We start from the raw sequence: 23,377 nt of genomic DNA on the forward strand, positions 1-23,377 counted from the left end.
ATTGATGATGTTTTCTTATAATGATTTTCTAGCTTATTATCTTTTTAAAAAAGGAAGGAATGTCCTGTGATTATAATTAAGCCTTTAAGCCAGTGTTCTTTTTCTGATGCGCTAGAAGCATTCAATAAGGGTTTTGAAGATTATTACATTCCGATTGAGCTGTCGCTAGATCAATTCACTTGTAGATTTGGTTTCGATCAGCTATCTGTCGACCATTCTTTTATGGCTTTTTATAATAATACACCAGCCGGAATTATGTTAAATGGAATAAAAAAGGTCAAGGGAAAAAAACATGCTTGGAATGGAGGCACAAGTGTAGCCCTACCTTACCGAAAAATAGGAATTGGAGAAGCCTTACTAAAAGCTACACTTGAGAGATATCAGCAGCAAGGAGTAGTGGAAGCCAGTCTGGAAGCATTTAAAGTGAATGAAAAAGCCATTCACCTTTATCAGAAATATGGATATGAAATTGTAGATACGCTTTTATTTCTAAAGCATAGAGGTAGTTTTCACGCTTCTCTACTTAAAAAGAAGAATCAGCTTACGTATTCGTTCAAGCGAAGGCTTGCAAAAGATATTCGAAACCTACCCTTTTATACATACGACGTTCCGTGGAAAAATCAATTTGATTGTATTCATGATGGAGAAGCGTTTATTGCGTTGGATGAAAAAAACGAAGAAGTTGGCTATCTATTATTTCAAAAGAATTTTTCTTCCATAGGCATCGTGAATTCCGTTACTTTTTATCAAGGAAGCGTTAAGGAACATATCTCAAATTCAGAGGACGTTCTGGACTTTTTATTAGCAACCATTTTTAATATGTATGGACCAATTGCTTATAATACATATAATGTACCTGAAAAAAGAAATAGCTTACTCGTGAAAAAGTTAAAATCATTTGGTTTTCAAGATTTATATACAGATGAAGGAATCAAACTTGAGCAGGTGTTTATGAAAAAACAACTTTAAAAAGCGGCCATGGGCCGCTTTTACTGCATTTCCGTAATTGGATGTGCATCATAAAATTCCTCGATTTTTTCTTGCTGTCCTTCGAATTTTTCTTTCCATACTTGTTTCACGTCATTATAATTCCGAAGATCTATTCCGTAGAAGTCTGTTAACTCTTTTCGAGTAATAGTGATTGTCTGAGGAACAGTCGTATTAATAGTAAAGTGAACGCTGTCAGCATTTTGTACGGCAGAAAGTAAAATGGTTGCGTTATGTAAAAGTATGCGTTTGGTCTTAACAGACGTCCAGCTTTTTTCAAACGTATGCTGATTAGTTATTGCAGCGTAATTAATTGCTAAGTAATAAGGTTTTTGCGTATCTTGAAAGGCTATACCTTTTAAATAAACGTGTCCTGGAAGTTTATTTGTAATTTCCTCTACTGAAGCCTCATGTTTTGAAGAAGAAGTATATTGAATAGAAGAAGCAGAGACTCTTTCGGCAGACAGATTATTATGAGGTGCATAGGCACACCCTGATAGCCAAGTGAACACTGTACAAAGTGTAAGAGAAGTATATATTTTTTTCATAATGGTAACTCCTTTTGTTTATATCTACTTGTAAAGACGAAAGACCTATATATTTTGTTTCATACAAAATATAAGTTTATTCATTAAAAAGACAGATAATCCAAAATAATAGAAGTTAATAACCCTAATGAGGCAATAAAACCAATAACAGGACCACCTTCTTCAAAAGCTTCCGGCAACATCGTAGAAGCAACCATTGCCACAATTCCACCCCCGGCGAATGAGGCAATAAAACCCATCATCTTTGGGGTAGCGTCTTGAAGAAATAAGTATCCAATCCAAGAGCAAAGAGCTGATATAAAAAAAACTGAAAGCCATAATGAAAAAATTTTCTTTTGGCTGTATTGGCTTTTTAGTAGTCCGCTTGTCCCGGAGATTCCTTCCGGTATATTGCTGATAAAAATAGAGACAACAAGCAGCCAGCTAACGTGGTGCTGTTCAATCAAACTTGCGCCAATCATAAGTGACTCAGGTATAGCATCCATAATAGTACCAATAAAAATGGCTAGTCCCGAGCTAGCGGGGACAAGGTGGTCCGAACGTTTTCTTTTGTGAGCGCCTTTTTTAGCTAAGGTCATGTCAAGAAGAGTAAAGAGTCCTGCACCTGTTAAGAAGCCTAAAGAAGAAGGAATAATTCCCGCTTCTTTTACCGAATCTTGAATAAGCTCGTAAGCGGCAGCTCCTAACAAAACGCCCGTGCCAAAAGCCATAATATAAGCAGTCAACTGTTTTTTTAAAGGTACAAAAATAGCTATAATAGCGCCAATTAATACAGCTGAGCCTGAGGCACCACCCCACATAAGGGCATCCATCACATGAGATCCCTACTTTCTTACGTACTTACTTGTAGTGTAACCATCTCTATGATTATTATGAAACAAGATAAAAGAACTAAAAAAATGGGAAAAAATAACTTATTTAGACCTTAAATAAAATAAGTCTTCGGTATAATTGACAAAATTTTCTGATTATGTCCGTTGAAAGTGAAAAAACCTTGTGATAGGCTTATCAAAAGATAAAAGATGGAAAAAAATTCTTTTATCTATAGTCGATTAAAAACCTTACCGAGTTTTACTTTTAAACGAAAGAAGGAAGACGAGATGAATCCAAAAGCAGTGAAAAGAGAAAATCGTTATGCTAATTTAATTCCTATGCAAGAAATTAAATCCGTTGAACAGCAGCTTTACCCATTTGATATTTATAATAGCCTGCGTCAAGAGGCACCTATTCGTTACGATGAAAGCCGAAACTGCTGGGATGTATTTGATTATGAAACAGTAAAGTATATTTTAAAAAACCCGTCGCTTTTTTCATCCAAACGAGCAATGGAAGAACGCCAAGAAAGTATTTTAATGATGGATCCTCCAAAACATACAAAGTTACGAAATTTAGTAAACAAAGCTTTTACGCCAAGAGCTATTCAGCACTTGGAGGGTCATATTGAAGAGATTGCAGATTATTTATTAGATGAAGTAAGCAGCAAAGAAAAGTTTGATATAGTAGAAGACTTTGCTGGACCACTGCCGATTATTGTAATAGCAGAGCTGCTAGGAGTACCAATACAAGACCGAGCACTGTTTAAAAAGTACTCCGATGACTTAGTGAGCGGTGCCGAAAATAATTCAGACGAAGCTTTTGCGAAAATGATGCAAAAGCGTAGTGAAGGCGTGATTTTTTTACAAGGGTATTTTAAAGAAATTATCGCGGAGCGTCAGCAAAATAAACAAGAAGATCTCATTTCGCTTCTTTTAGAAGCAGAAATCGACGGCGAGCATTTAACAGAAGAGGAAGTGCTGGGGTTTTGTATTTTATTGCTAGTAGCAGGTAATGAGACAACAACAAACTTAATTACGAACGGAGTTCGGTATATGACAGAAGATGTAGACGTGCAGAATGAAGTTCGTCGAGACATATCGCTAGTTCCGAACCTGGTAGAAGAAACGCTTCGCTATTATCCTCCTATTCAAGCGATTGGACGCATAGCTGCTGAAGATGTAGAACTTGGAGAGTGTAAGATTAAAAGAGGACAGCAGGTAATTAGCTGGGCAGCGAGTGCAAATAGAGATTCAGCTAAGTTTGAATGGCCTGACACTTTTGTCGTGCATCGTAAAACAAATCCTCACGTGAGCTTTGGATTTGGCATCCATTTTTGCTTAGGAGCACCACTAGCAAGAATGGAAGGGAAAATTGCTTTTACTAAGTTACTAGAAAAAGGGGGATTTTCCAAAGTTCAGAATCAGTCTTTAAAGCCAATAGATAGCCCTTTTGTTTTTGGTGTAAAAAAATATGAAATTGCTTTTAATAACGCCTGAAAAGCGAGCGCAAATGATGCGCTTGCTTTTTAGCTTTCAGTGTTCCATTTTTGGTCCTCTGAAGGAGACGTGTAGGTGTCCATTGAAGAGATGAGCTGTTCGGGAGTATCAGAAATGTTGATTAGACGAATAGCAGAATCCGTAGAAAATCCTTCATCTACGGCATGCTGAACCATTTGCATAAGCGGGTTGTAGTAGCCGTTCACATTTAATAACCCTACTGGTTTTTTATGTATACCAATTTGAGCCCAGCAAAGAGCTTCAAACAACTCTTCAAATGTTCCGAAACCTCCAGGAAGTGCAATATAAGCATCAGCTAACTCGTGCATAGTTGCTTTTCGCTCGTGCATGCTCTCTACTTCGATAAGTTCTGTCAGCGCGGTATGAACAATTTCACCGCTAAACAAACCGCGGGGCATAATGCCAATGACTTCGCCTCCGTGCTGAAGCATTTCATTTGCAACTTCTCCCATCAGACCCATTCGTGAGCCTCCGTAAATCAGCCGGTAGTTTTTTTGGGCCATATAGCGTCCTAGCGAGACGGCGGCCTCTTTATATTCTGTTTTTATTCCAGCGCTTGATCCTGCAAACACACAAATTGATTTCAACTGCTTCACTCCTTTGTTTCTTCTCTATATAAGTCTTTTCTGTTTATGAAGAACAAATTCCTTCTTAATAATTTATGAATTTTCACAATGTCATCGCTTGATTATTCTAAAAACTTTGCTTATAATCAAAGCGAAACGTCTGTTTGAAAGCGTTATCTATTTCTTTTCCTTTGGTGAAAAAGATAGTATGTATAGATCTACTTGTAAGATAAGTAGATAACATGAACTTATGGGGAATTCGACCGTTTTAAACGCTTCATTTAGTAAGCGTACGTACTTGCAGGATTAGGACAAGGGGGATATGGGGATATGATGAATAATTTAATACGCACGTTAATGGTACAAACACCGACTGTACCCGGAAACTTAGGAAGAGTAGCAACAGCTATCGGAAATGTTGGAGGAGACATTGGCGAGGTTGAAACCGTTAAAGTAGGACATAACTACACCATGAGAAGCATTACGGTTCAAGTAGAAAGTGAAGACCAGCTTGAGGAATTGCTTGAAGCGGTTCGTAGTTTAGAAGGAATTATTTTACATACAGTATCAGATGAAGTCCTTCATGCGCATGAAGGCGGTAAAATTCAAATGAAAAGCAAAATGAAAATTGAGTCGATCGCTGACTTAAGAAGAGTGTATACACCAGGCGTAGCAAACGTTTGCCGTGCTATTCAAGAACAGCCGGACAAAGCGAAGATTTATACGAGCATTGGAAACACGGTTGCAATTGTAACAGATGGCACCGCTATACTAGGATTAGGAAATATTGGTCCAGTTGCAGGAATGCCCGTTATGGAAGGAAAAGCCGCGTTATTTGATCAGCTTGCCAATGTAAACGCTATCCCTATTTTATTGAATGTAAATGAGCCGGAAGAAATCATTCAAACGGTTAAAAATATTTCACCGGGATTCGGCGGCATTTTACTAGAAGATATAGGGTCGCCTCACTGCTTTGAAATTGAAGAACGTTTAAAAGAAGAGCTCGATATTCCAGTTATGCATGATGATCAGCACGGAACAGCAGTTGTGACGCTAGCAGCAGCTATCTCAGCTTGTCGCAGCACAGGTGTGAATTTGAAAGAAGCAAAAGTAGGGCAGATTGGCTTAGGAGCTGCCGGTATCGCTACTTGCAGAATGTTCATGGCTTACGGTGTCAAACAGGTGATAGGAGCTGATAAGTCTCCTGAAGCGAATGAACGCTTAGTCAGCTACGGTGGAAAAGTAGCGGATTCATTAGAAGAGCTTATGGAGAACTGTGATATTGTTATTGCGACAACGGGTGTACCTGGCTTAATACAAAAAGAATGGATCCGAAAAGGGCAAATTATTCTAGCACTTTCTAATCCAAAGCCAGAAATTGAACCTGAAGATGCTCTTGAAGCAGGAGCTATTTACGCTACTGACGGAAGGTCAGTGAATAATGTGCTTGGCTTCCCAGGTATTTTCAGAGGAGTGTTAAATGCAGGGGTGCGCGATATTACGCATACGATGCTTGTAGCTGCAGCTGAAGCCATTGCGAATTCAACGCGTCCAGGCGATTTAGTTCCTCACCCTCTTAATCTAGCTGTACATGAAGCAGTATCTGAAGCAGTTGAAAGAGCGGCTGTTGTACACGGAGAGAAAGACGGAGTTTATCGATAACAAACAAGGTTGCCTCGAAATAGGCAGCCTTGTTTGTTTTTCATCAAAAAGTAATAAAAAAATAGCAAACTATGAAACTTTTTTCCTTTTTTAACGTAATATAGTAATAGAAATAGTGAAAAAGGTAGAGAAAGGAGTTTTTATGGAGTTTGAACATTTAAAGGGCAAATTGCCCCTCGAGGCTAAAAAAGCGATGCGCTGGCAATCCATTTTTACGCATAGCCTTTGGCTTCTAGCAACAGCGGGTTATTTTCTACTCGTTCATTTTTTTGATTGGTGGTCAATTATTGGATGGATATCAGCTGGACTATTAGTCGTGAGCTTTATCATATATACAATTATAGCTCCAAATGTATATATGAATGTATATTCATATGAAGTAACAGATACTCAAATTGATGTACAAAGAGGGCTATTCATCTGGTATCATACGAAAATCCCGCTTATGAAAGTGCAGCACGTTGAAACATTGACAGGGCCGATTTTTCGAAAATTTGACTTGGCATCTGTTAAAATCATCACAGCCGCTGGAAGTGTTGAAATTCCTGCACTTGGACAAAGAGATGCTGAAGCACTGCGGGAGTATATTGCTAGACTAGCAGAGGTAGATGATGAAGATGAGTAAGCGGCTGCATCCGCTATATATTGCAATAGCATTTATAGAACATATAAAAAATAATATCCTGCCTTTTGTGTTTGTATTTATTGTCAATCGGCACCTGTTGTTTACATATTGGTGGGCAACGCTATTAGCAGGAGGCGTAGTCGCTTTATTTGCTTTTTTTACTTGGAGGGAATTTCGTTATGAAGTAACGGAAACGGAAGTGCGTCTGCATAAAGGGATTTTAAAAAAAGAAAAACGATTTATTCAACGAAATCGCATTCAATCGATTCAGTTAGATCAGCCGTTTGTTTTTAGAATTCTTCGCTTAGCCCGGCTTCGTATTGACACGGCCAGCAGCGGTAAGGATGCTGAAATTGATTTATCTGGTATTTCACTAAAAGAAGCGCACCATCTTAAAGATACGTTAAAGCTGTCGGGAAGTCAGCCGGAAATAAGAGAAAAAAGTCCTGAACATATGATGAAAGTGTCGGTGAAACAGCTGGCGTTAGCTGCTGCGTTTTCCGGGAATTTTGGCTATATATTTGCTGCTCTTGGTTTTCTCTATCAGTATATTGATACGTATATCAACCGCTGGGTGAAGACAGCTTACGAAGAAGTGATTCATCAATCAATGCTTGGTTTATTTGTATTAGTGGCTGTAATTGTGGTGCTTGCTTATGTGCTGTCTATCGTTTTATATGTGATACGATTTGGCGGTTTTACAGTAGAACGCTACGATCATTATCTACATATTAAATACGGACTGTTAAATAAGAAATCCCTTACGATTCCTTTTCATAAAATACAGGCTGTTACGATAGAGGAAGGGTTGCTTCGACGCTTATTTGGATGGTCTTCCGTTTCGTTAAACGTCGTAACCTCTGATTTAAAAGAAAAGGTTTATTTACACCCGTTTATCCAGCAAAAAGAGATTTCAGCATTAATGAACGTATATGTCTCGCACTATGAATATATAAAGTGTCCAAGAAATACAGCGATTCAATATGCATGGTACCCATTACTATTACCGCTCTTGTTATTTGCAGCGGCAGGGATTGGCATCAGCTTTTGGAAATCAATGTTCGTGTGGGTTATTGCCGTGCTATGCCTTGCGTACGTATTTATTCACTGGTTAGGGTATCGCCAAGGCGGCTTAATGATGGACGAGGTATTTGTCAGTATTCGCTCGCAGTTTTTAACACGAAAAACAACGATTATAAGAAGAAAGAAAGTGGAACAAATTGAGGTGTTTGCAGGAACCTTTTTATGGAAAAAAGGATACAGGAAAATAAAAATTTCAACTATGGGTACAAGCGGCAGCTATAAGTCGGGATATTTTCCATTTGAAATTTGGCATCCTATCTTTCTGCAAGCTACTTCTTCTAAAAAGGCATGAAGAACATCATTGTTCTCCATGCCTTTTGACGTTATCCATTCATTAAATTTTTTCCTTGCTCGTAATAGCTATTCATCACCTCAGCTGGCACCATACTGCCTCCAGTTGACCATACAAGGTGAGTAGCTTTTGACATATCGTTTTCTAGTGCTTGCGCTTGTATATATGAAGACCCGCTTTCCATCAGGTGAAGAGGTCCTTGTAAACCAGCCGCTGCTGAAGGTTCTATATACATATTTTCACGATTGGCTAGCTCATAAATGAATCGGAAAAGCTGATCATCTTCTACAGTATAAATTCCGCTAATAAGCGATTTTATCGTTTCGCCTACAAAGCTAGATGACCTTCCTACGGCTAGTCCATCGGCAGCTGTTACGTTATCAAGTCCAATATCCGTAACGGAAATGCCATCATGCAGCTCGGTCATTAATCCAAGCAGCATGCAAGGGGAGTGGGTAGGTTCAGCAAAAAAGCAGTGAACGTGATCACCGTATATTGCTTTTAATCCAAACGTAATACCGCCAGGACCTCCGCCTACTCCGCAAGGTAAATAGACAAATAAAGGGTGTTCGGCGTCTACTTGAATCTGCAGCTCGGCTAGCTGCTTTTTCAAACGTAAAGCCGCAACGGAATAACCAAGAAATAAATCTCTAGACTGCTCATCGTCGATAAAATGACAGGCGGGGTCTGCTTCGGCTTGCTTTCGTCCTTCTTCCACGGCTTTTCCGTAGTCAGACTGATATTCAATAACGGTTACGCCTTTCGAACGAAGCAGATCTTTTTTCCATTTCTTCGCATCGGCTGACATATGGACGGTGACGTTAAAGCCGAGAGCGGCGCTTATAATACCAATGCTTAAACCTAAATTACCGGTAGATCCTACTGCAATAGAATAAGAAGAAAATAACTTTTTACATCGTTCTTCAGCTAGAAGAGCGTAGCTGTCTTCCTCGGTAAGGAGTCCTTCTTTGATAGCAAGACTTTCAGCAAATTTTAATACTTCATAAATACCGCCTCTTGCTTTAATAGAACCTGATATGGGAAGATCATGATCGCATTTCATCAGCAATGTCCCTTGCAGCTTGTTAGTCATTTGTTGATTTAAATAGTCTTTCATGTGCGTAATTTCTTGAAGAGGTGATTCAATGATTCCTTTTGATGCTTTTAGCTCCGGAAAAGCGATTTGAAGAAAAGAAGAAAAGCGAGAAAGTCGCTCTTTTGCATCTTTTATATCTTTGGTATGTAAAGAAAGAGATGAAAGTGCTTCTTGAGCAGGTTTTAAATAAGGATTTATCCAAAGTGTTTCCTGCTTATTGATTAAAGGTGTTAATAAAGGATATTCACGCATCCATGTAGCAAGGGGTTTTTGGTGAAATAAATGTGTCGTCATAAAGGCTCCTTTCTCAATATGTTATTTCCTTTATATGTATAGTATCAAGAATAAGAGAAGTTGAAAATGAAAATATCAAAAAGTAGAAAGCGCATTTTAACTACCTCTTGTATACTAATAAACATAACCTATACAACTGCATAGAAAAAAGGAGAGGAATTTATGGCATTTTCAGGCGATGATAGCAGATGTCCTATCTGCGGAGAGAAAAATAACTGTGCTTCTGTGCAAGGCAGAGAAATAGAAAAGTGTTGGTGCATGCAGAAAGTTTTTACTTCTGATCTGTTTAAACAAATTCCTTTAGAAAGCAGAGGAAAAGCGTGTGTATGCGTCAAATGCGTTGGGAGACAGAAGAAAGAAGGTGAGGATTAACGTGAAAAAAGGAGTTATTTCATACGGTGAGGCATTTATTGATTATATTGCTAAAAACGAATTTAACACCAGCTTTGACCCTTTTTTAGGAGGCACAACGGTTAATATAGCAGTCGGAGTTCAGAAGTTAGGAGCAAAAGCATATTATATCTGCAAGTTAGGCAGTGATGAAACAAGTGATTTTGTAAGAAAGAAGCTTTTAATTGAAGGAGTGAATCAAAGCGGCTGTGTAATATCGGAGATTAAAAAAGTTTGTGAAGTGTATGTACATAAAAGTAAAGAAAGAGATCGTTACTTCCATTCCTACATAGATTCTACACCTCATGAGCAAGTGTACAAACATGAGCTGCAGGAAGCTTTATTTGAGCAGGCAGCGATTTTTTATTTTGGATCAGGGACGTTGTTTCATCCGATTTCCCAGGAAACTACAAAAGAAGCTGTGAAGCTCGCAAAAAAACATCGTATGCTTGTAGCGTTTGATCCAAATATTCGAATGAAAAGATGGGAAAGTGAAGTAGCATGTAGAAATATCGTGACACCGTTTTTGTCCGAAACAGACATTTTGAAAATCTCTCAAGAGGAGCTCCTATTTTTGATGAATTCAACAGATCTGACAGAAAGCCTAGAAAAACTGAGAGCGTATCATATTCCGTACGTATGGGTCACTCAAGGAGAAAATGGCGCAGTAGCCGTTACTGCAAATCAAGCGCTTCATGTAAGTGCAAATGAAGTGCAGGCGATAGACACGACGGGAGCGGGTGATGCATTTATGGCAGGAATTCTCTGGTGTATTCATGAAAAAGGATTACCTGAAAGTGAGGAGTCACGGAAGCAGTACACAAGGTTTGCCAACGCGTTAGGTGGAGCAGTTTCGGCGAGATACGGAGGAATGATTTCACTGAAAGCAAAAGATGTATCTAGTATAAAAGCAGGTAGCTGATAGCTACCTGCTTTTGAACGTTTATTATTTAAAAAATGACAGTATAATCATCAGGGCAAAAATAATCGTAAGATGGTTCAATGAGAACACAAACATTAAAGTAGCCCATTTTGTATCTTCTAATTTTTTAAATCCAACAATCCCAAGAAGCATCCACACTAGTGTTAAACCGAACATTGTAAATGCGATAATTTTACTAAACGATAAAAATAAGAAAGATGACGCTAGTAAAATCACTAGGTATACAAGCGTTTGGACTTTGGAACGACGGATACCTTTTACTACAGGAAGCATTGGTACACCTGCGGCTTTATATTCCTCAAGTCTTCTAATCGCAATAGCGTAGAAGTGAGGAGGCTGCCATAAAAACATAAATACAAACAATCCAATTGCTACCGGATGAAATAAGTCTGGTGAAATAGCGGCCCAGCCAATGATTGGAGGCATAGCTCCAGAAATACTTCCGACTTCGGTATTATAAATGGTTGTACGTTTTGTAAGCATAGTATAAGGCACTACATAAAAGAAAAATCCTAAAATACCCATAATGGCGGCCATGTTAGAAACTAAAAATAAAATACCTACACCGATAACAAATAAAGCCAGTCCTAACCATAGAGCAAATTTAGGGTTGACCGCTCCTGTTACCGTCGGTCTGTCTTTCGTACGTTTCATGATTGCATCAATATCACGGTCATAGAAGTTATTAACTGCCCCAGCTCCTCCTACGACAAAGGATGTCCCAATTAAAGCCAAAATAATGATAGGAATTTGTGTCACAAAGCTTAAGTCATTAACAGCAATTGCGAGACAAAGCCCAGCAACCATTCCTAGTGAGTTCGATTTAATAATCCCAGTTTTTATAATAGCACTGATTACTTCCCGGGAAAAATACTGATTGATAGGAAGTGATTCCTTTGTGATAACTTCGGTATTTTTCACAGCAATTCTCCTTTTTGAGCTTATTCCTACATGAATAAACCTAATCTTTATTAATCAACTAAACTATTTTAACAAAAAAATATCGTAATTACATCAAGGTTGCTCGTAAAATTTGTTAACATTCCTTGAACTTTTTAAAAAAACAAAGAAAAATGTCGAATTACCAATTAAAAATAAGTACATCCTTTATTATAAGATAAAAATGGAATGCTTAAAAATGAAAATTTTGACTATCTGGTGAACTTTTAACGAGCAAGAAACTCGAACTTAATCGTACCATATTTATTGGTAATTGCAATCACATAGTATGTGATGAAAGAAAAGATGTGGTACATTAAAGAAAGAACTAATAAGTTTGTTTACTATGTCTTATTCACAAGGAGGATATATGATGCCAGATAAATATGCTAGCTTCTCTGAACTTGCCTCTCATGAAGTATACAACCAAGACTACAAAATTCAATTCGAAATCAGACCTTCTAACATTATTATGCTTGCGATACACGGCGGAGGTATCGAAACTGGAACATCCGAACTTGCTGTTGGGCTAGCAGGAAACGAATACTCGTATTATATATTTGAAGGGTTAAAGAAAGCAGGAAATGCCGATCTTCATATCACATCCACTCATTTTGATGAACCTCATGCGCTAACTATTATATCGAAAGAAGACTATGCCGTATCTTTTCATGGATACAATGATAAAAATAAAAAACACACTAAAATCGGCGGTGCTGACAAGGCATTAAGATCCAAAGTGTATGAAGCGCTTGTTTCTAAAGGTTTTAGTACAGAAATTTTATCAGATCAAGACCCTTTTTCCGGTACAAGCCCTAGAAATATAACCAATAAAACAGCTAGGCGGATGGGTGTGCAAATTGAGATAAGTAAAGCGCAAAGAGAAGCTTTTTTTGCAACTAACACGAGAAATGAACGTAAAAATTCGAAAACCCAAGAATTTTTTGAGTATATATCAGCTATTAGAAGTGCATTTCCTCTTAGATAAATCAGATACGTTATAGTATTTATTAAACAGGTTAGATTTATTACGGACATGTTTGTGGTATACATATAGTAACTACATATACTGGAGGAGATAATGATGAAAACATTTGACCAAGAGGATACCTTAGAACGTCTTAAAGCCTCTTATCGATATTTAAAAAGCGTAGACGTACGGGGAATCAGCATATTAGATGATCAAAAGCGAGCGGAAGCTGTGCAGTTAATCGAAGAGATTGGTCTTAAAATATCAGAAATGCGTGTGAAAGTAGAGTGAGAAAGAAGGGCATCTGTCCTTCTTTCTCTTTTTCAACAACTATAAACAGGAGATTGGCCATGAATGAGCAATATTATGACGCTTTATTAAATATAAAAACAACGGGAGAACAAAAGGGATTCAACGATTCATTTCATTACCATCGTTATGAACCCACGCCTTATAGTGCATTAGAAACACTTTTCACTCAGTATGAGCTAACAAGCAGTGATAGAATTGTCGACTTCGGATGTGGAAAAGGAAGGCTGAATTTTTATGTGAACTACCTGTGCAATGCCACCGCTGTAGGGATAGAAATGAATGAACATTTTTATGAGCAGGCCATAGATAACCAGAGGCGCTATTTGAAAAAAGCCAAGGGCCGCAAACATCCTATTCATTTTCAGTGTTGTTTAGCCCAGGAATATAAGATTCATCCACTAGACAACTGCTTCTATTTTTTTAATCCTTTTTCAGTTCAAATCTTTATCCAAGTAGTGAACAATATTTTGCTTTCGTGGGAAGAGAATAAGCGCGAGATTGATTTGATTTTATATTATAGTTCGGAGGATTATCTTCATCATCTCGAAAAACACCCTTCTTTTATTTTAAAAGAAGACGTAATGCTGCCAGAGTTGGATCGTAAAAACCCATATGAACGGTTTTTGATTTATAAAGTAGCTTATTAGGACGACTTATTTACTGTTTGATAAAGCTGTATCTTGACGGTTCTATTTAACAAATCAGCAGGAGGTGGAAAAAGACCTGCTGATTTCATTTATAACTTTTTAGAAATTAAAGCATAACACTTTATTATGTAAGCGCTTTCTGTTATAATGAAATTAGGTTGGATAGCATGCGTGGCTATCGGTGTACTCAGCGCAGGCGGGGCTAGTACAGAAAGAGAAGGCTACATACAAGTTAATAAACATTTAGTGGATAGAAATAAGAACTCTCAAAAACAAATTTATTAATTTGTATGCTAAATCGTAAATTAACAAAAACGGCCCTTATGATAAGGTTTTAGAGAAAAGAATCCAGCATAATATACTGTATAAGCAATTTTTTTACTCTAAAAAAGGGTAAAGAAATTGCTTATTTATTTTTAAATAAGTGCACAGCTGTTCAGATTTGTTTTGAGATATCTAGCGTTAGTGTATAATAGTAACAAGTATGAAAAGTTGACATTGTTAATTGATTAAAGGGGATTTAAAAATGAGTGAACTAAAAATAGATGATGTAGCGAAGCAAAGCGGTTTAACAAAACGTACAATTCGTTATTATGAACAAATTGGACTGATGCCAGCACCTCCAAGAAGTGAAGGTGGATTTCGTCTGTACACCGAAGAACATGTAGAATTTTTAAAGAAGATTACGAATGCCAAAGAAGTCATGGGTTTTTCACTTCAAGAATTACAGGAATTTCTTGCTTTAAGTGATACTCTTGAAATACAAAAGATGGATTATAGGCAAGTGAAAGGAACAAGTCAACAAAAAGAAAAGTTAGAGCAAGTGTTACATACGGTAGAAGAGCAGCTCAAGCTGATTGAACAGAAAAAGAAGAATATCTTAAAAGTAGAGTCTGACCTTTTGTCACTGAGAGATCGTGCTAAGACTGCAATTGTAAAATTTGAGCAGGAAGAATCATAAAAAGCAGGCGCATTCACCAGAAGAGTGCGTCTGCTTTTACGGTTTTTATAGCGCATTCATTTATGATTGTGAAGTGTTTTCTTCTAGCTGTACCCCTAAAAGAAGTAAAATAGCCTGTATCCCATCGGCTTTTCCACTGTGAAAGCTTCTTGTTTCAGCATCCAAAGCTTCATTTACAGATTCCATCATATTTGATTCGTACAAGTCTAAAATTAATTGTTTTCCTTCGGGACTCAAATGCAGCTGCCCGCGTTCCTTCATTTTAAACTTCAACTTCTTCAACTCCCTTTCCCATAATACTATCAGTATACAAAATTAATAACATTTACGTAAACGTTAATTTTTGTATATGGACAGAAGAACGTATTGAGTATAGGTACTAAGTGAGGTGAGAGATACTGATTATCCTTTGCTTGTTTTAATGTTTGTCAGCTTATAGCCGCAAGCTGAGCATGTATAGATCACGTTTTGATTGGACTGAGCAGTTAAAACGGTAGCAAGCTCTTTTTGAGAATGACAGTTAGGACAAATAACAACAGGGGATTTCATGTGATTTTCTCCTTTTCTTTTTCATAGTCAAATTTTATTTTATGTAAAGTTTAATCAAATATCCTTTGTGCTATCAAAAATGACGGAAGACATGTAAAAAAGCATTCTCGCTCAAAAGAAACGGGAATGCTTAAGGTGAGTTTAAAATCCGTCCTGGCTTGCTGTAAATGGAATGTTAAGTCTTCTTTCTACATTGCGTAAGCGCTGATTTAATCTGTTTATACGATCAGTATGTCGCTCCACAACTCGATTTAAACGAGTAATTTCTCTGACTTGCTCCTCATTTTGTCTCTCAAGGGCACGAATTCTTCGTTCAAATCCTCCAAGATTTTGAAGCTGCTGTCTTTCATCGTATTCTTCATGCTGTGGTACGTAAGGGGGATAGTATTGTTGAACTGAGTAATCAACTTGCTGAGGAATGTATCCAGGGTTGAAATAATAAGGGTTCATTAGGGCACCGCTCCTTTTAGATAGTAATTTCAAATCAAACACGATATAACGTATGCGAAGATAAGAAAAATGCTATAGGCACATACCTAAAGACATTCTGTATTTAAAAAAGGAAAGTATTTTTAAAAGTCAAAAGGAGATAGCCGGTTCTTTCTTGAATATGCAAAATAGAAAAGCTTCTTTTTTAGACACTTTATTTAAGAAAGAGGGAAAGTGACCGATGGCTCAAGGAAAACAAAAACCAGCACCTAAAATAGAAGAATCAAAAGCTCCGCCTGCAAAGAAACAAAAGTCGAAGAGCCGAAGCACTAAAAAAGCGGAGCCTCCTACATCGCCCTGGGTAAAAGCTGCTTCCATTTTATCTAACATTGATTTCATTCGTTTGTTTCGAGTGCTGTTTCTTGCTTTAGTGGTTGCTTTTATTGTGTATCAATATATTTTACTTACAAAGGGAATCTTCATCAAAACATATGCGGCCCTTTGGCATCATCACAAAATGCTCTTGCTGGCTGGAGCTGCATTCATTAGCTATACTTCTTTCGTTTTTTACCTTGGCTACTGCACCGCTAAAAAACGGTAGAACTGCTCTAGGGGGCGAATAGCATCTATTCTTTGAGCAAACCTTATATGTATATCAGCATAGAGGGGGGAAGAAACATGGACAAGCAGCGAGCAAAACAAATTGCTGATTCACCCGTTATGGCTAACGTTACGTATAACGATACGGCCGTTTATATTCAACATGTAAGCGAAGAAAATGATACGGTAAGAATTTATCCGCTAGGTAAGCCGGAAAATGAACAAAATGTTTCCGTGAGCCAATTAGTAGAGAATTAAGGTGGATAAATAGAGCTGGTTTTTCAGTTAAATAAAAGCCAGAGAGCTATGTTGTACTCTCTGGCTTTTATTTATTCTTCCCATTTCTTACTGCTGATTTTCTCAATAATCCCGTGCAAATCACCTGGCTTATGAAACTCAATCGGAGACGCGCCTTTTTCAAACAGAATCGATTCTGCTTCAATTAACGCCACGTAGCGTCCGTTTACTTTCGCTAAGTGAATATTTTCCCCGAAATCAGCTAACAGTCCTTTAATCTCTGTTTCGCCAAGCTTCATTTTAAGCTCCGCATCAGGCGTATGCTCGACGATATGAGCAGCGGCTTCCATGACTTGATGCGTATCTAAGCGTTCTTGAAGCTCGCGCTTTTCACTTGTTGCCCACAGTTCCATGTCTGATTCAAACTGTTCGAGTTCTACGCTTTCTGCTTCAAACGTTTCGCTGACGTGTTCACGCACCATATCCATCACTTGTGTTTTCATAATCTCGGGCATCGGCTCGTTGTAGTCAATGAATTTCAAGAAATCTTCAAAGTAACGAGCGTGAGACGCTTGGTGGATGACAAGTTCACTTTCTTCGACCATTCCTTCTTCAGGCATGTATGGGTATTGAATAGATTTCATGTTTTTAGTAGTAATCGCCATTTCTACGTGACGAATAAGGGTTGATTCATCTGAAATTGAAGCCACTTTTGGTTCGAAGTCACATTTTAAAATAAACACAAAAGCATGATCAAAATATTTTCTTGGAACAGCAGATACAACTAAAAATGCTCCTCCTCGAACGGCTGCAGTATCAAGGTATGCATTGATAAACTGTTCGCTATTTTCTTCAAATTCTTCTTTGGTTGTGGCAAAACGAGTGCGGTGAAATAAATTATAATTAGGGTTTGAGTCGAGAGCGTGTCCTGGTTCAACTATAAAATACCCGAGCTTTGTAGGCACTTGTTCTGCTTTGGGGTGTCGCTCTACTTTACGTTTTACAATTTTTTTAAATTCACCATCTAAAAAATCTTTAATGGAACTTTCGTCATATTCTTCTGTATCAAGCGTTTGAAAATGCTTATATTGTTTAGAAGCCTGTTCTTCTTTTCCTTCTACTTGTATTACGTAAAATGATAAAAAATTAATTTTAAAATCCATAGCAGTCACCTTGTTTCTTTTTAGTCAGTTACTTCAGTATAAGAAAGAGTCCGGTAAGCGTCAATGCCTGTTAGCTTTAGGGGAAGAAGAGCTACTTATACAATTGATCAGCTGAGGAATAGTGTATAAAGCAAAGAATAAGAGAGGCAGGGAGCCTCTCTTATTTATACTGCTCCAGTCGTTCAAAAAAGGTTTTGACAAACTTATAAAAAATTTTATCAGAAGGTGCTAAATCACGATTTCGAGGAATAATCATTCCGACTGTACGCTGAAGCTGCGGCGTATGAATAGGGAGTTTAGTCGTAAAACGAGGAGTCGTTTCAGACACTGTGCTTTCAGGAAGAAGCGTGACGCCGATTCCTGCGGATACAAGACCTTTAATCGCATCTAAATCTTCTCCTTCAGATGAAATATTGGGCATGAATCCTGCTTGTTTGCAAGCGTCGAAGGCCATTTTATGTAAAATGAATCCTTTTGGAAATAGCACAAAATCTTCATTTCTTAAATCTCGCAGCCGAATGTTATCCCGTTCAGCGAGCGGATGATGAGAAGGAACAAGGGCTAAAAGATTTTCAGTGAATAGAATATGGCCTTCTATACTCTGGTCCTCTACAGGTACAGGGCCTAAAAAAGCAATATTAATATCTCTTTTTTTAACCGATTCAATTAAAAATTTATACGAACCTTGTCTAAGATGGAAAGCAACATTTGGGTGTTCTTCTTTAAAGGCTGATATAATAGTAGGAAGAAGGTGACTGGCAAGGCTTGTGGGAAATCCGATTTTAATCGTTCCTCTTTCGGGATCCAGGTATTCATCAATTTGTTCTTTCGCATAGTCAATAGCTTTCATAGCCGTTTCTGTATGCTCAAGAAAGACTTTTCCTATTGCTGTTAACTTGACATTTCTTCCTTCGCGTTTGAATAAACTAACACCTAGCTCAGATTCCAGGTTCGCGATTTGACGGCTGATCGCTGATTGAGCTACATGCAGATATTCTGCCGCCTCAGATACGTGTTCTCTTTTTGCAACTTCCATAAAATAGCGTAATTGACGCAGTTCCATAGGCATCCTCCATCTATATATATCAAAATTAGATTAGTTTTATCTAAATTATATATTGTTTATATTGATTTGAAAACTTACAATGTAAACAGGTGATCTTAAAAAGATAAAGAAAACGAACGGGGGAGAAGAAGATGACATACAATCAAATGCCAAAAGCTCAAGGTCTCTACCGTCCTGAATTTGAGCACGATGCATGTGGAATCGGACTATACGCTCAATTGAAAGGCGTAGCGTCACATGATATCGTTAAAAAAGGACTAAATATGCTTTGCCAGCTTGACCATCGAGGCGGACAGGGAAGCGATCCGCTAACAGGAGATGGAGCTGGATTAATGGTACAAATTCCACACGCGTTCTTTAAAAAGACATGCGGTGAATTGAACTTGCCAGAAAAAGGTCGTTATGGAGTTGGAATGATCTTTTTCTCAAATAACGAAGACGAGCGTCGAGAAATCGAAGCTTATATTAATAAATTAATTGAAGAAGAGGGACAAACGTTACTAGGTTGGAGAACTGTACCTGTAAATGTCGGAAAAATCGGAAAAGTTGCAAAAGAAAGCTGTCCGTACGTACGACAAGTATTTATTGGGGCAAATGACAGTATTCAAGATGACTTAGCGTTTGAACGCAAGCTATATGTTATTCGTAAGCAAGCGGAAAATTGGGCGCAGGCGCGTCAAAACCGTTTTTATTTTACGAGTCTTTCAAGTAGAACAATTGTGTACAAAGGGTTATTAACGCCTGAACAAGTTGATGCTTTTTATCTTGACCTACAAGATGAAGATTTTACTTCAGCGTTCGCTTTAGTGCATTCTCGCTTTAGCACAAACACGTTCCCAAGCTGGGAAAGAGCACATCCAAACCGTTATTTAATTCATAACGGTGAAATCAATACGCTTCGCGGTAATCAAAACTGGATGAGAGCACGTGAACAACAGTTTGTTTCGGACGCATTTGGTAAGGATTTGCCGAAGGTTCTTCCGATTTTAGATGCTGAAGGAAGCGACTCCTCCATGTTAGATAATGCGCTAGAGTTCTTTGTATTGGCCGGCCGTAAGCCAGCGCATGCAGCGATGATGCTTATTCCAGAGCCTTGGTCTGAGAATCCGCACATGTCAAAAGAAAAACGTGCTTTCTATGAGTATCATAGCGCATTAATGGAGCCATGGGATGGTCCGACTGCTATTTCGTTTACGGATGGAAAGCAAATCGGTGCTATTTTAGACCGTAACGGTCTACGTCCAGCTCGCTACTATGTTACAAAAGATGATTACATCATACTTTCATCAGAAGTAGGCGTCATTGATGTTGAAGATGAAAATGTATTATATAAAGATCGTTTAAGCCCAGGTAAAATGCTTCTAATCGATTTAGAGGAGGGCCGAATTATTTCAGACGAAGAAATTAAATCTGAAATGGCACAGGCTGAGCCTTATCAAGAGTGGTTAGATGAACAGCTGGTAACGTTGCCAGAAGTACAAGGAGAAAAATCTGAATACTTCGATGATTTGGTCATCCGCCAGAAGTCATTTGGCTACACGTATGAAGATATTCATAAATATTTAGTTCCAGTTATTACAGAAGGAAAAGATCCGCTTGGTTCAATGGGTAACGATACTCCATTAGCCGTGTTGTCTGATCTTCCTCAATCGCTGTTCAATTACTTTAAGCAGCTATTTGCTCAAGTAACGAATCCACCGATTGATGCTATTCGTGAACAGTTGGTTACATCGACAATGACATTGCTTGGTGCAGAAGGGAATTTACTGCATCCAACCAAAGAAAACATTCATCGAATTCAGCTTGAGACGCCGGTTTTAACAAACGATCAAACTGATCAGCTGAAGTCTGCCATTCATCCGGATTTCAAAAGTGCCGTTATATCTGCTGTATTTACAAATGATTTAAAAGCAGATCTTGATCGCGTATTTGCTGAAGCTGAAGCGGCAATTAACGCAGGTGCTAGCATCCTTGTTCTGACAGACCGTGAAGCGGGAGCTCAATCCGTAGCTATTCCAGCTTTATTAGCGGTCAGCGGGCTGCACCAGCACCTAGTGCGAAAAGGAAACCGTACAAAGGCGAGCATTGTAGTGGAAACGGGAGAAGCGCGTGAAGTGCACCATTTTGCAGCGCTGATTGGTTACGGCGCAGACGCAATTAATCCATATCTTACTTTTGCAACATATCAAAATGAAATTAACGCAGGTACGTTAAACGTATCGTATGATTATGCTGTTGAGAAATACGTAAAAGCCGTTACTGAAGGTGTCGTAAAAGTAATGTCTAAAATGGGTATTTCAACGGTGCAAAGTTATCGGGGCGCACAAATTTTTGAAGCAGTTGGAATCAGTGCAGAGGTTATCGAGCAATATTTTACAGGTACTGCCTCGCAGCTTGGCGGTATCGGTTTAGATGTTATCGCAAAAGAAGCAAAAACGCGTCATGACAATGCTTATGTTGAAACAATTGAGCAAACGTTAGAATCAGGAAGTGACTTCCAGTGGAGACACACGGGCGAGCATCATGCGTTTAATCCAAAAACAATTCACACGCTGCAATGGGCTTGCCGTAAGGGAGATTACAGCTTATTTAAAAAATTCTCTGAATCGGCTAATGAAGAACGCATCGGTTTCTTGCGCAATCTGTTCTCGTTTAATGGATCGCGTTCATCTATCTCCATTGATGAAGTGGAATCAGTTGATTCGATTGTAAAACGTTTTAAATCAGGTGCTATGTCGTTTGGATCTTTAAGTCAAGAAGCTCATGAAACATTAGCGATTGCGATGAACCGTTTAGGGGCACGCAGCAACAGTGGAGAAGGCGGCGAGCATCCTAGCCGCTACACTCTGGATGAGAATGGAGATAATCGCCGCAGTGCGATTAAACAAATCGCTTCTGGGCGTTTTGGGGTGAAAAGTCACTACCTTGTGAATGCAGATGAGCTTCAAATTAAAATGGCACAAGGTGCAAAACCTGGAGAAGGTGGTCAGCTTCCAGGAAACAAAGTATATCCATGGGTAGCAGATGTGCGTGGATCAACGCCAGGAGTAGGCTTAATTTCACCTCCTCCACACCACGATATTTATTCGATTGAAGATTTAGCGCAGCTTATTCACGACTTGAAAAATATAAACCGTGATGCACGAATCAGCGTCAAGCTCGTTTCAAAAGCAGGTGTAGGAACGATTGCTGCCGGAGTAGCAAAAGGAGTAGCGGATGTTATTGTCATTAGCGGTTACGACGGAGGTACAGGAGCATCTCCAAAAACAAGTATTAAACATACTGGACTACCGTGGGAACTTGGCTTAGCAGAAGCTCATCAAACACTTATGTTAAATGGTCTTCGTGAAAAAGTAGTGCTTGAAACAGACGGGAAATTAATGACGGGTAAAGATGTAGTCATGGCAGCACTTCTAGGAGCAGAAGAGTTTGGTTTTGCTACGGCGCCTTTAATTGTTTTAGGCTGTATCATGATGCGTGCGTGTCACTTAGATACATGCCCAGTTGGAGTGGCGACGCAAAATCCAGAGCTTCGTAAAAAGTTCCTGGGAGAAGCGGACCACATCGTTAACTATATGAAATTTGTTGCACAAGAAGTGCGCGAAATTATGGCTGAACTTGGATTTAAAACAGTGGATGAAATGGTTGGACGTACAGACGTATTAAGCGTTAGCGAACGTGCAAAAAATCACTGGAAGGCTCAGCACTTAGACTTAACAACTCTTTTATATCAAGCTGAAGGTGTACGTACCTTTAAAACACCTCAAAATCATAAAATTGACGAATCTCTTGATATGCAAAAGATTTTGCCTGCGGTACAGCAAGCAATCGAGCATAAGTATCAAGTCGAGTTAGAACTTCCAATTTCTAATATTAACCGTGTAGCTGGAACAATTGTGGGAAGTGAAGTTACAAAACGTTACGGTGAGAAAGGTCTGCCAGAAGATACGATTACTCTTCGATTCACTGGCTCAGCAGGACAAAGTTTTGGTGCGTTTGTTCCAAAAGGAATGTCTATGTATCTAACTGGAGATGCAAATGATTATATCGGAAAAGGTTTATCAGGAGGTAAAATCATTGTTGCTCCACCTAAGGAAACAACAGCTGTGTCAGGCGAGAATGTTATCGTTGGGAACGTTGCATTTTACGGTGCAACAAGCGGTGAAGCCTATGTTAGCGGGCTAGCAGGGGAACGTTTTGCAGTTCGTAACAGCGGTGTGAACGTAGTGGTTGAAGGAATTGGCGATCACGGCTGTGAATATATGACTGGCGGACGTGTTGTCGTATTAGGCGATGTAGGTAAAAACTTTGGTGCAGGAATGTCAGGCGGTATTGCTTACGTATTTGCTGATGATCAAGAAGCATTCAAAAACCTTTGCAATAAAGACATGATTGGGTTTGAGGGCTTAAAAGGCGAAGAAGCAGAAGAAGTAAAAGAGATGGTTTCAAATCATCTGAAATATACGAACAGTCATAAAGCAGCATTTGTCTTGGAAAATTGGGAACAATCACTTTCAAAATTTGTAAAAGTGATTCCGAATGATTATAAACGCATGATGAATCGCATTGAAGAGCAAAAGGCAGCTGGACTAACGGAAGAAGAAGCAGCTATGAGTGCGTTTGAGGAAAATGCAAAACAAGAAAAGAAAGCATCGGCAAAACAACAAGAAGCGGTAGCTCAGTAA

24 protein-coding genes are annotated in these 23,377 nt (G+C 38.6%); 14 read left to right on the forward strand and 10 right to left on the reverse strand.

Features of this window, described 5'->3' with window-relative positions:
- Window positions 1-66: 66 nt before the first annotated feature.
- Window positions 67-969, forward strand: a complete 903-nt coding sequence (locus tag OK414_RS10580; RefSeq protein ID WP_216875105.1) for a GNAT family N-acetyltransferase — start codon at window positions 67-69, stop codon at window positions 967-969.
- 20 nt (window positions 970-989) lie between these two features.
- Here OK414_RS10580 and OK414_RS10585 read toward each other — a convergent pair whose 3' ends face one another.
- Together OK414_RS10585 and OK414_RS10590 are read right to left on the reverse strand one after the other, a co-directional pair.
- Window positions 990-1,535 carry a DUF4825 domain-containing protein gene (locus OK414_RS10585; protein WP_016763889.1) on the reverse strand — a complete coding sequence of 182 codons (546 nt, stop codon included), beginning with the start codon at window positions 1,533-1,535 and terminating at the stop codon, window positions 990-992.
- An 83-nt stretch (window positions 1,536-1,618) separates the two neighbouring features.
- Window positions 1,619-2,350: a ZIP family metal transporter gene (locus tag OK414_RS10590; protein ID WP_205662796.1), complete on the reverse strand. Its 732-nt coding sequence runs from the start codon at window positions 2,348-2,350 to the stop codon at window positions 1,619-1,621.
- Window positions 2,351-2,635: 285 nt separating this feature from the next.
- Here OK414_RS10590 and OK414_RS10595 point away from each other — a divergent pair, with 285 nt between their 5' ends.
- Window positions 2,636-3,847: a cytochrome P450 gene (locus OK414_RS10595; RefSeq protein WP_216875107.1), complete on the forward strand. Its 1,212-nt coding sequence runs from the start codon at window positions 2,636-2,638 to the stop codon at window positions 3,845-3,847.
- 29 nt (window positions 3,848-3,876) lie between these two features.
- On the opposite strand, the gene OK414_RS10600 is transcribed toward OK414_RS10595, so the two are convergent.
- Window positions 3,877-4,455, reverse strand: a complete 579-nt coding sequence (locus tag OK414_RS10600) for a TIGR00730 family Rossman fold protein (protein WP_025752097.1) — start codon at window positions 4,453-4,455, stop codon at window positions 3,877-3,879.
- Window positions 4,456-4,764: 309 nt separating this feature from the next.
- On the opposite strand from OK414_RS10600, the gene OK414_RS10605 reads away from it, so the two are divergent.
- The 3 genes from OK414_RS10605 (at window position 4,765) to OK414_RS10615 (ending at window position 8,096) form a co-directional block, all read left to right on the forward strand.
- Window positions 4,765-6,096, forward strand: coding sequence for an NAD-dependent malic enzyme (locus tag OK414_RS10605; protein ID WP_013082918.1), 1,332 nt, complete (start codon window positions 4,765-4,767; stop codon window positions 6,094-6,096).
- A 142-nt stretch (window positions 6,097-6,238) separates the two neighbouring features.
- Window positions 6,239-6,721 carry a PH domain-containing protein gene (locus tag OK414_RS10610; protein WP_013082919.1) on the forward strand — a complete coding sequence of 161 codons (483 nt, stop codon included), beginning with the start codon at window positions 6,239-6,241 and terminating at the stop codon, window positions 6,719-6,721.
- Entirely contained in the window at window positions 6,714-8,096 is a 1,383-nt protein-coding gene (locus OK414_RS10615) for a PH domain-containing protein (protein ID WP_254176869.1), read from the forward strand. Before OK414_RS10610 ends, OK414_RS10615 begins: the two co-directional genes overlap by 8 nt.
- A 31-nt stretch (window positions 8,097-8,127) precedes the next feature.
- On the opposite strand, the gene OK414_RS10620 is transcribed toward OK414_RS10615, so the two are convergent.
- Window positions 8,128-9,486: a D-serine ammonia-lyase gene (locus OK414_RS10620; protein ID WP_216875111.1), complete on the reverse strand. Its 1,359-nt coding sequence runs from the start codon at window positions 9,484-9,486 to the stop codon at window positions 8,128-8,130.
- Between the two features lie 162 nt (window positions 9,487-9,648).
- On the opposite strand from OK414_RS10620, the gene OK414_RS10625 reads away from it, so the two are divergent.
- Complete coding sequence (locus OK414_RS10625) at window positions 9,649-9,858, forward strand: cysteine-rich CWC family protein (protein WP_026106566.1); 210 nt, start codon at window positions 9,649-9,651, stop codon at window positions 9,856-9,858.
- A 1-nt stretch (window position 9,859) separates the two neighbouring features.
- Window positions 9,860-10,798: a carbohydrate kinase family protein gene (locus tag OK414_RS10630; RefSeq protein WP_263045583.1), complete on the forward strand. Its 939-nt coding sequence runs from the start codon at window positions 9,860-9,862 to the stop codon at window positions 10,796-10,798.
- 24 nt (window positions 10,799-10,822) lie between these two features.
- Here the strand turns inward: OK414_RS10630 and cyoE are convergent, their stop codons facing one another.
- Window positions 10,823-11,740, reverse strand: coding sequence for a heme o synthase (gene cyoE, locus OK414_RS10635; RefSeq protein ID WP_016763895.1), 918 nt, complete (start codon window positions 11,738-11,740; stop codon window positions 10,823-10,825).
- A 391-nt stretch (window positions 11,741-12,131) separates the two neighbouring features.
- Here cyoE and OK414_RS10640 point away from each other — a divergent pair, with 391 nt between their 5' ends.
- The 4 genes from OK414_RS10640 to OK414_RS10655 all read left to right on the forward strand — a co-directional run bounded on the left by OK414_RS10640 (window position 12,132) and on the right by OK414_RS10655 (window position 14,648).
- On the forward strand, window positions 12,132-12,746 hold the full coding sequence (locus tag OK414_RS10640) for a poly-gamma-glutamate hydrolase family protein (protein ID WP_230586566.1): 615 nt from the start codon (window positions 12,132-12,134) through the stop codon (window positions 12,744-12,746).
- Between the two features lie 93 nt (window positions 12,747-12,839).
- Window positions 12,840-13,019 (forward strand): hypothetical protein, encoded by a 180-nt coding sequence (locus OK414_RS10645; RefSeq protein ID WP_129542313.1) that lies wholly within the window; start codon window positions 12,840-12,842, stop codon window positions 13,017-13,019.
- Window positions 13,020-13,078: 59 nt separating this feature from the next.
- Window positions 13,079-13,687: a methyltransferase gene (locus OK414_RS10650; protein ID WP_034652615.1), complete on the forward strand. Its 609-nt coding sequence runs from the start codon at window positions 13,079-13,081 to the stop codon at window positions 13,685-13,687.
- Between the two features lie 526 nt (window positions 13,688-14,213).
- Window positions 14,214-14,648: a MerR family transcriptional regulator gene (locus tag OK414_RS10655; protein ID WP_013056794.1), complete on the forward strand. Its 435-nt coding sequence runs from the start codon at window positions 14,214-14,216 to the stop codon at window positions 14,646-14,648.
- Window positions 14,649-14,708: 60 nt separating this feature from the next.
- Here the strand turns inward: OK414_RS10655 and OK414_RS10660 are convergent, their stop codons facing one another.
- The 3 genes from OK414_RS10660 to OK414_RS10670 all read right to left on the reverse strand — a co-directional run bounded on the left by OK414_RS10660 (window position 14,709) and on the right by OK414_RS10670 (window position 15,647).
- Window positions 14,709-14,921: a hypothetical protein gene (locus OK414_RS10660; protein WP_013056795.1), complete on the reverse strand. Its 213-nt coding sequence runs from the start codon at window positions 14,919-14,921 to the stop codon at window positions 14,709-14,711.
- 129 nt (window positions 14,922-15,050) lie between these two features.
- Complete coding sequence (locus OK414_RS10665; RefSeq protein ID WP_013056796.1) at window positions 15,051-15,197, reverse strand: hypothetical protein; 147 nt, start codon at window positions 15,195-15,197, stop codon at window positions 15,051-15,053.
- Between the two features lie 141 nt (window positions 15,198-15,338).
- Window positions 15,339-15,647 carry a flagellar hook-associated protein FlgK gene (locus OK414_RS10670; protein WP_013056797.1) on the reverse strand — a complete coding sequence of 103 codons (309 nt, stop codon included), beginning with the start codon at window positions 15,645-15,647 and terminating at the stop codon, window positions 15,339-15,341.
- A 220-nt stretch (window positions 15,648-15,867) separates the two neighbouring features.
- Between OK414_RS10670 and OK414_RS10675 the strand changes: the two genes are divergently transcribed.
- On the forward strand, window positions 15,868-16,227 hold the full coding sequence (locus OK414_RS10675) for a hypothetical protein (protein WP_263045584.1): 360 nt from the start codon (window positions 15,868-15,870) through the stop codon (window positions 16,225-16,227).
- A gap of 77 nt (window positions 16,228-16,304) precedes the next feature.
- On the forward strand, window positions 16,305-16,484 hold the full coding sequence (locus OK414_RS10680) for an H-type small acid-soluble spore protein (protein ID WP_016763902.1): 180 nt from the start codon (window positions 16,305-16,307) through the stop codon (window positions 16,482-16,484).
- Between the two features lie 71 nt (window positions 16,485-16,555).
- On the opposite strand, the gene OK414_RS10685 is transcribed toward OK414_RS10680, so the two are convergent.
- Together OK414_RS10685 and OK414_RS10690 are read right to left on the reverse strand one after the other, a co-directional pair.
- Complete coding sequence (locus tag OK414_RS10685) at window positions 16,556-17,626, reverse strand: DUF3900 domain-containing protein (RefSeq protein WP_025752107.1); 1,071 nt, start codon at window positions 17,624-17,626, stop codon at window positions 16,556-16,558.
- Between the two features lie 160 nt (window positions 17,627-17,786).
- Entirely contained in the window at window positions 17,787-18,689 is a 903-nt protein-coding gene (locus OK414_RS10690) for a LysR family transcriptional regulator (RefSeq protein WP_013056801.1), read from the reverse strand.
- Between the two features lie 134 nt (window positions 18,690-18,823).
- On the opposite strand from OK414_RS10690, the gene gltB reads away from it, so the two are divergent.
- Entirely contained in the window at window positions 18,824-23,377 is a 4,554-nt protein-coding gene (gene gltB, locus OK414_RS10695; RefSeq protein ID WP_034652609.1) for a glutamate synthase large subunit, read from the forward strand.

This window comes from Priestia sp. JV24 (assembly GCF_025910025.1).
Classification (GTDB): Bacteria; Bacillota; Bacilli; order Bacillales; family Bacillaceae_H; genus Priestia; species Priestia megaterium.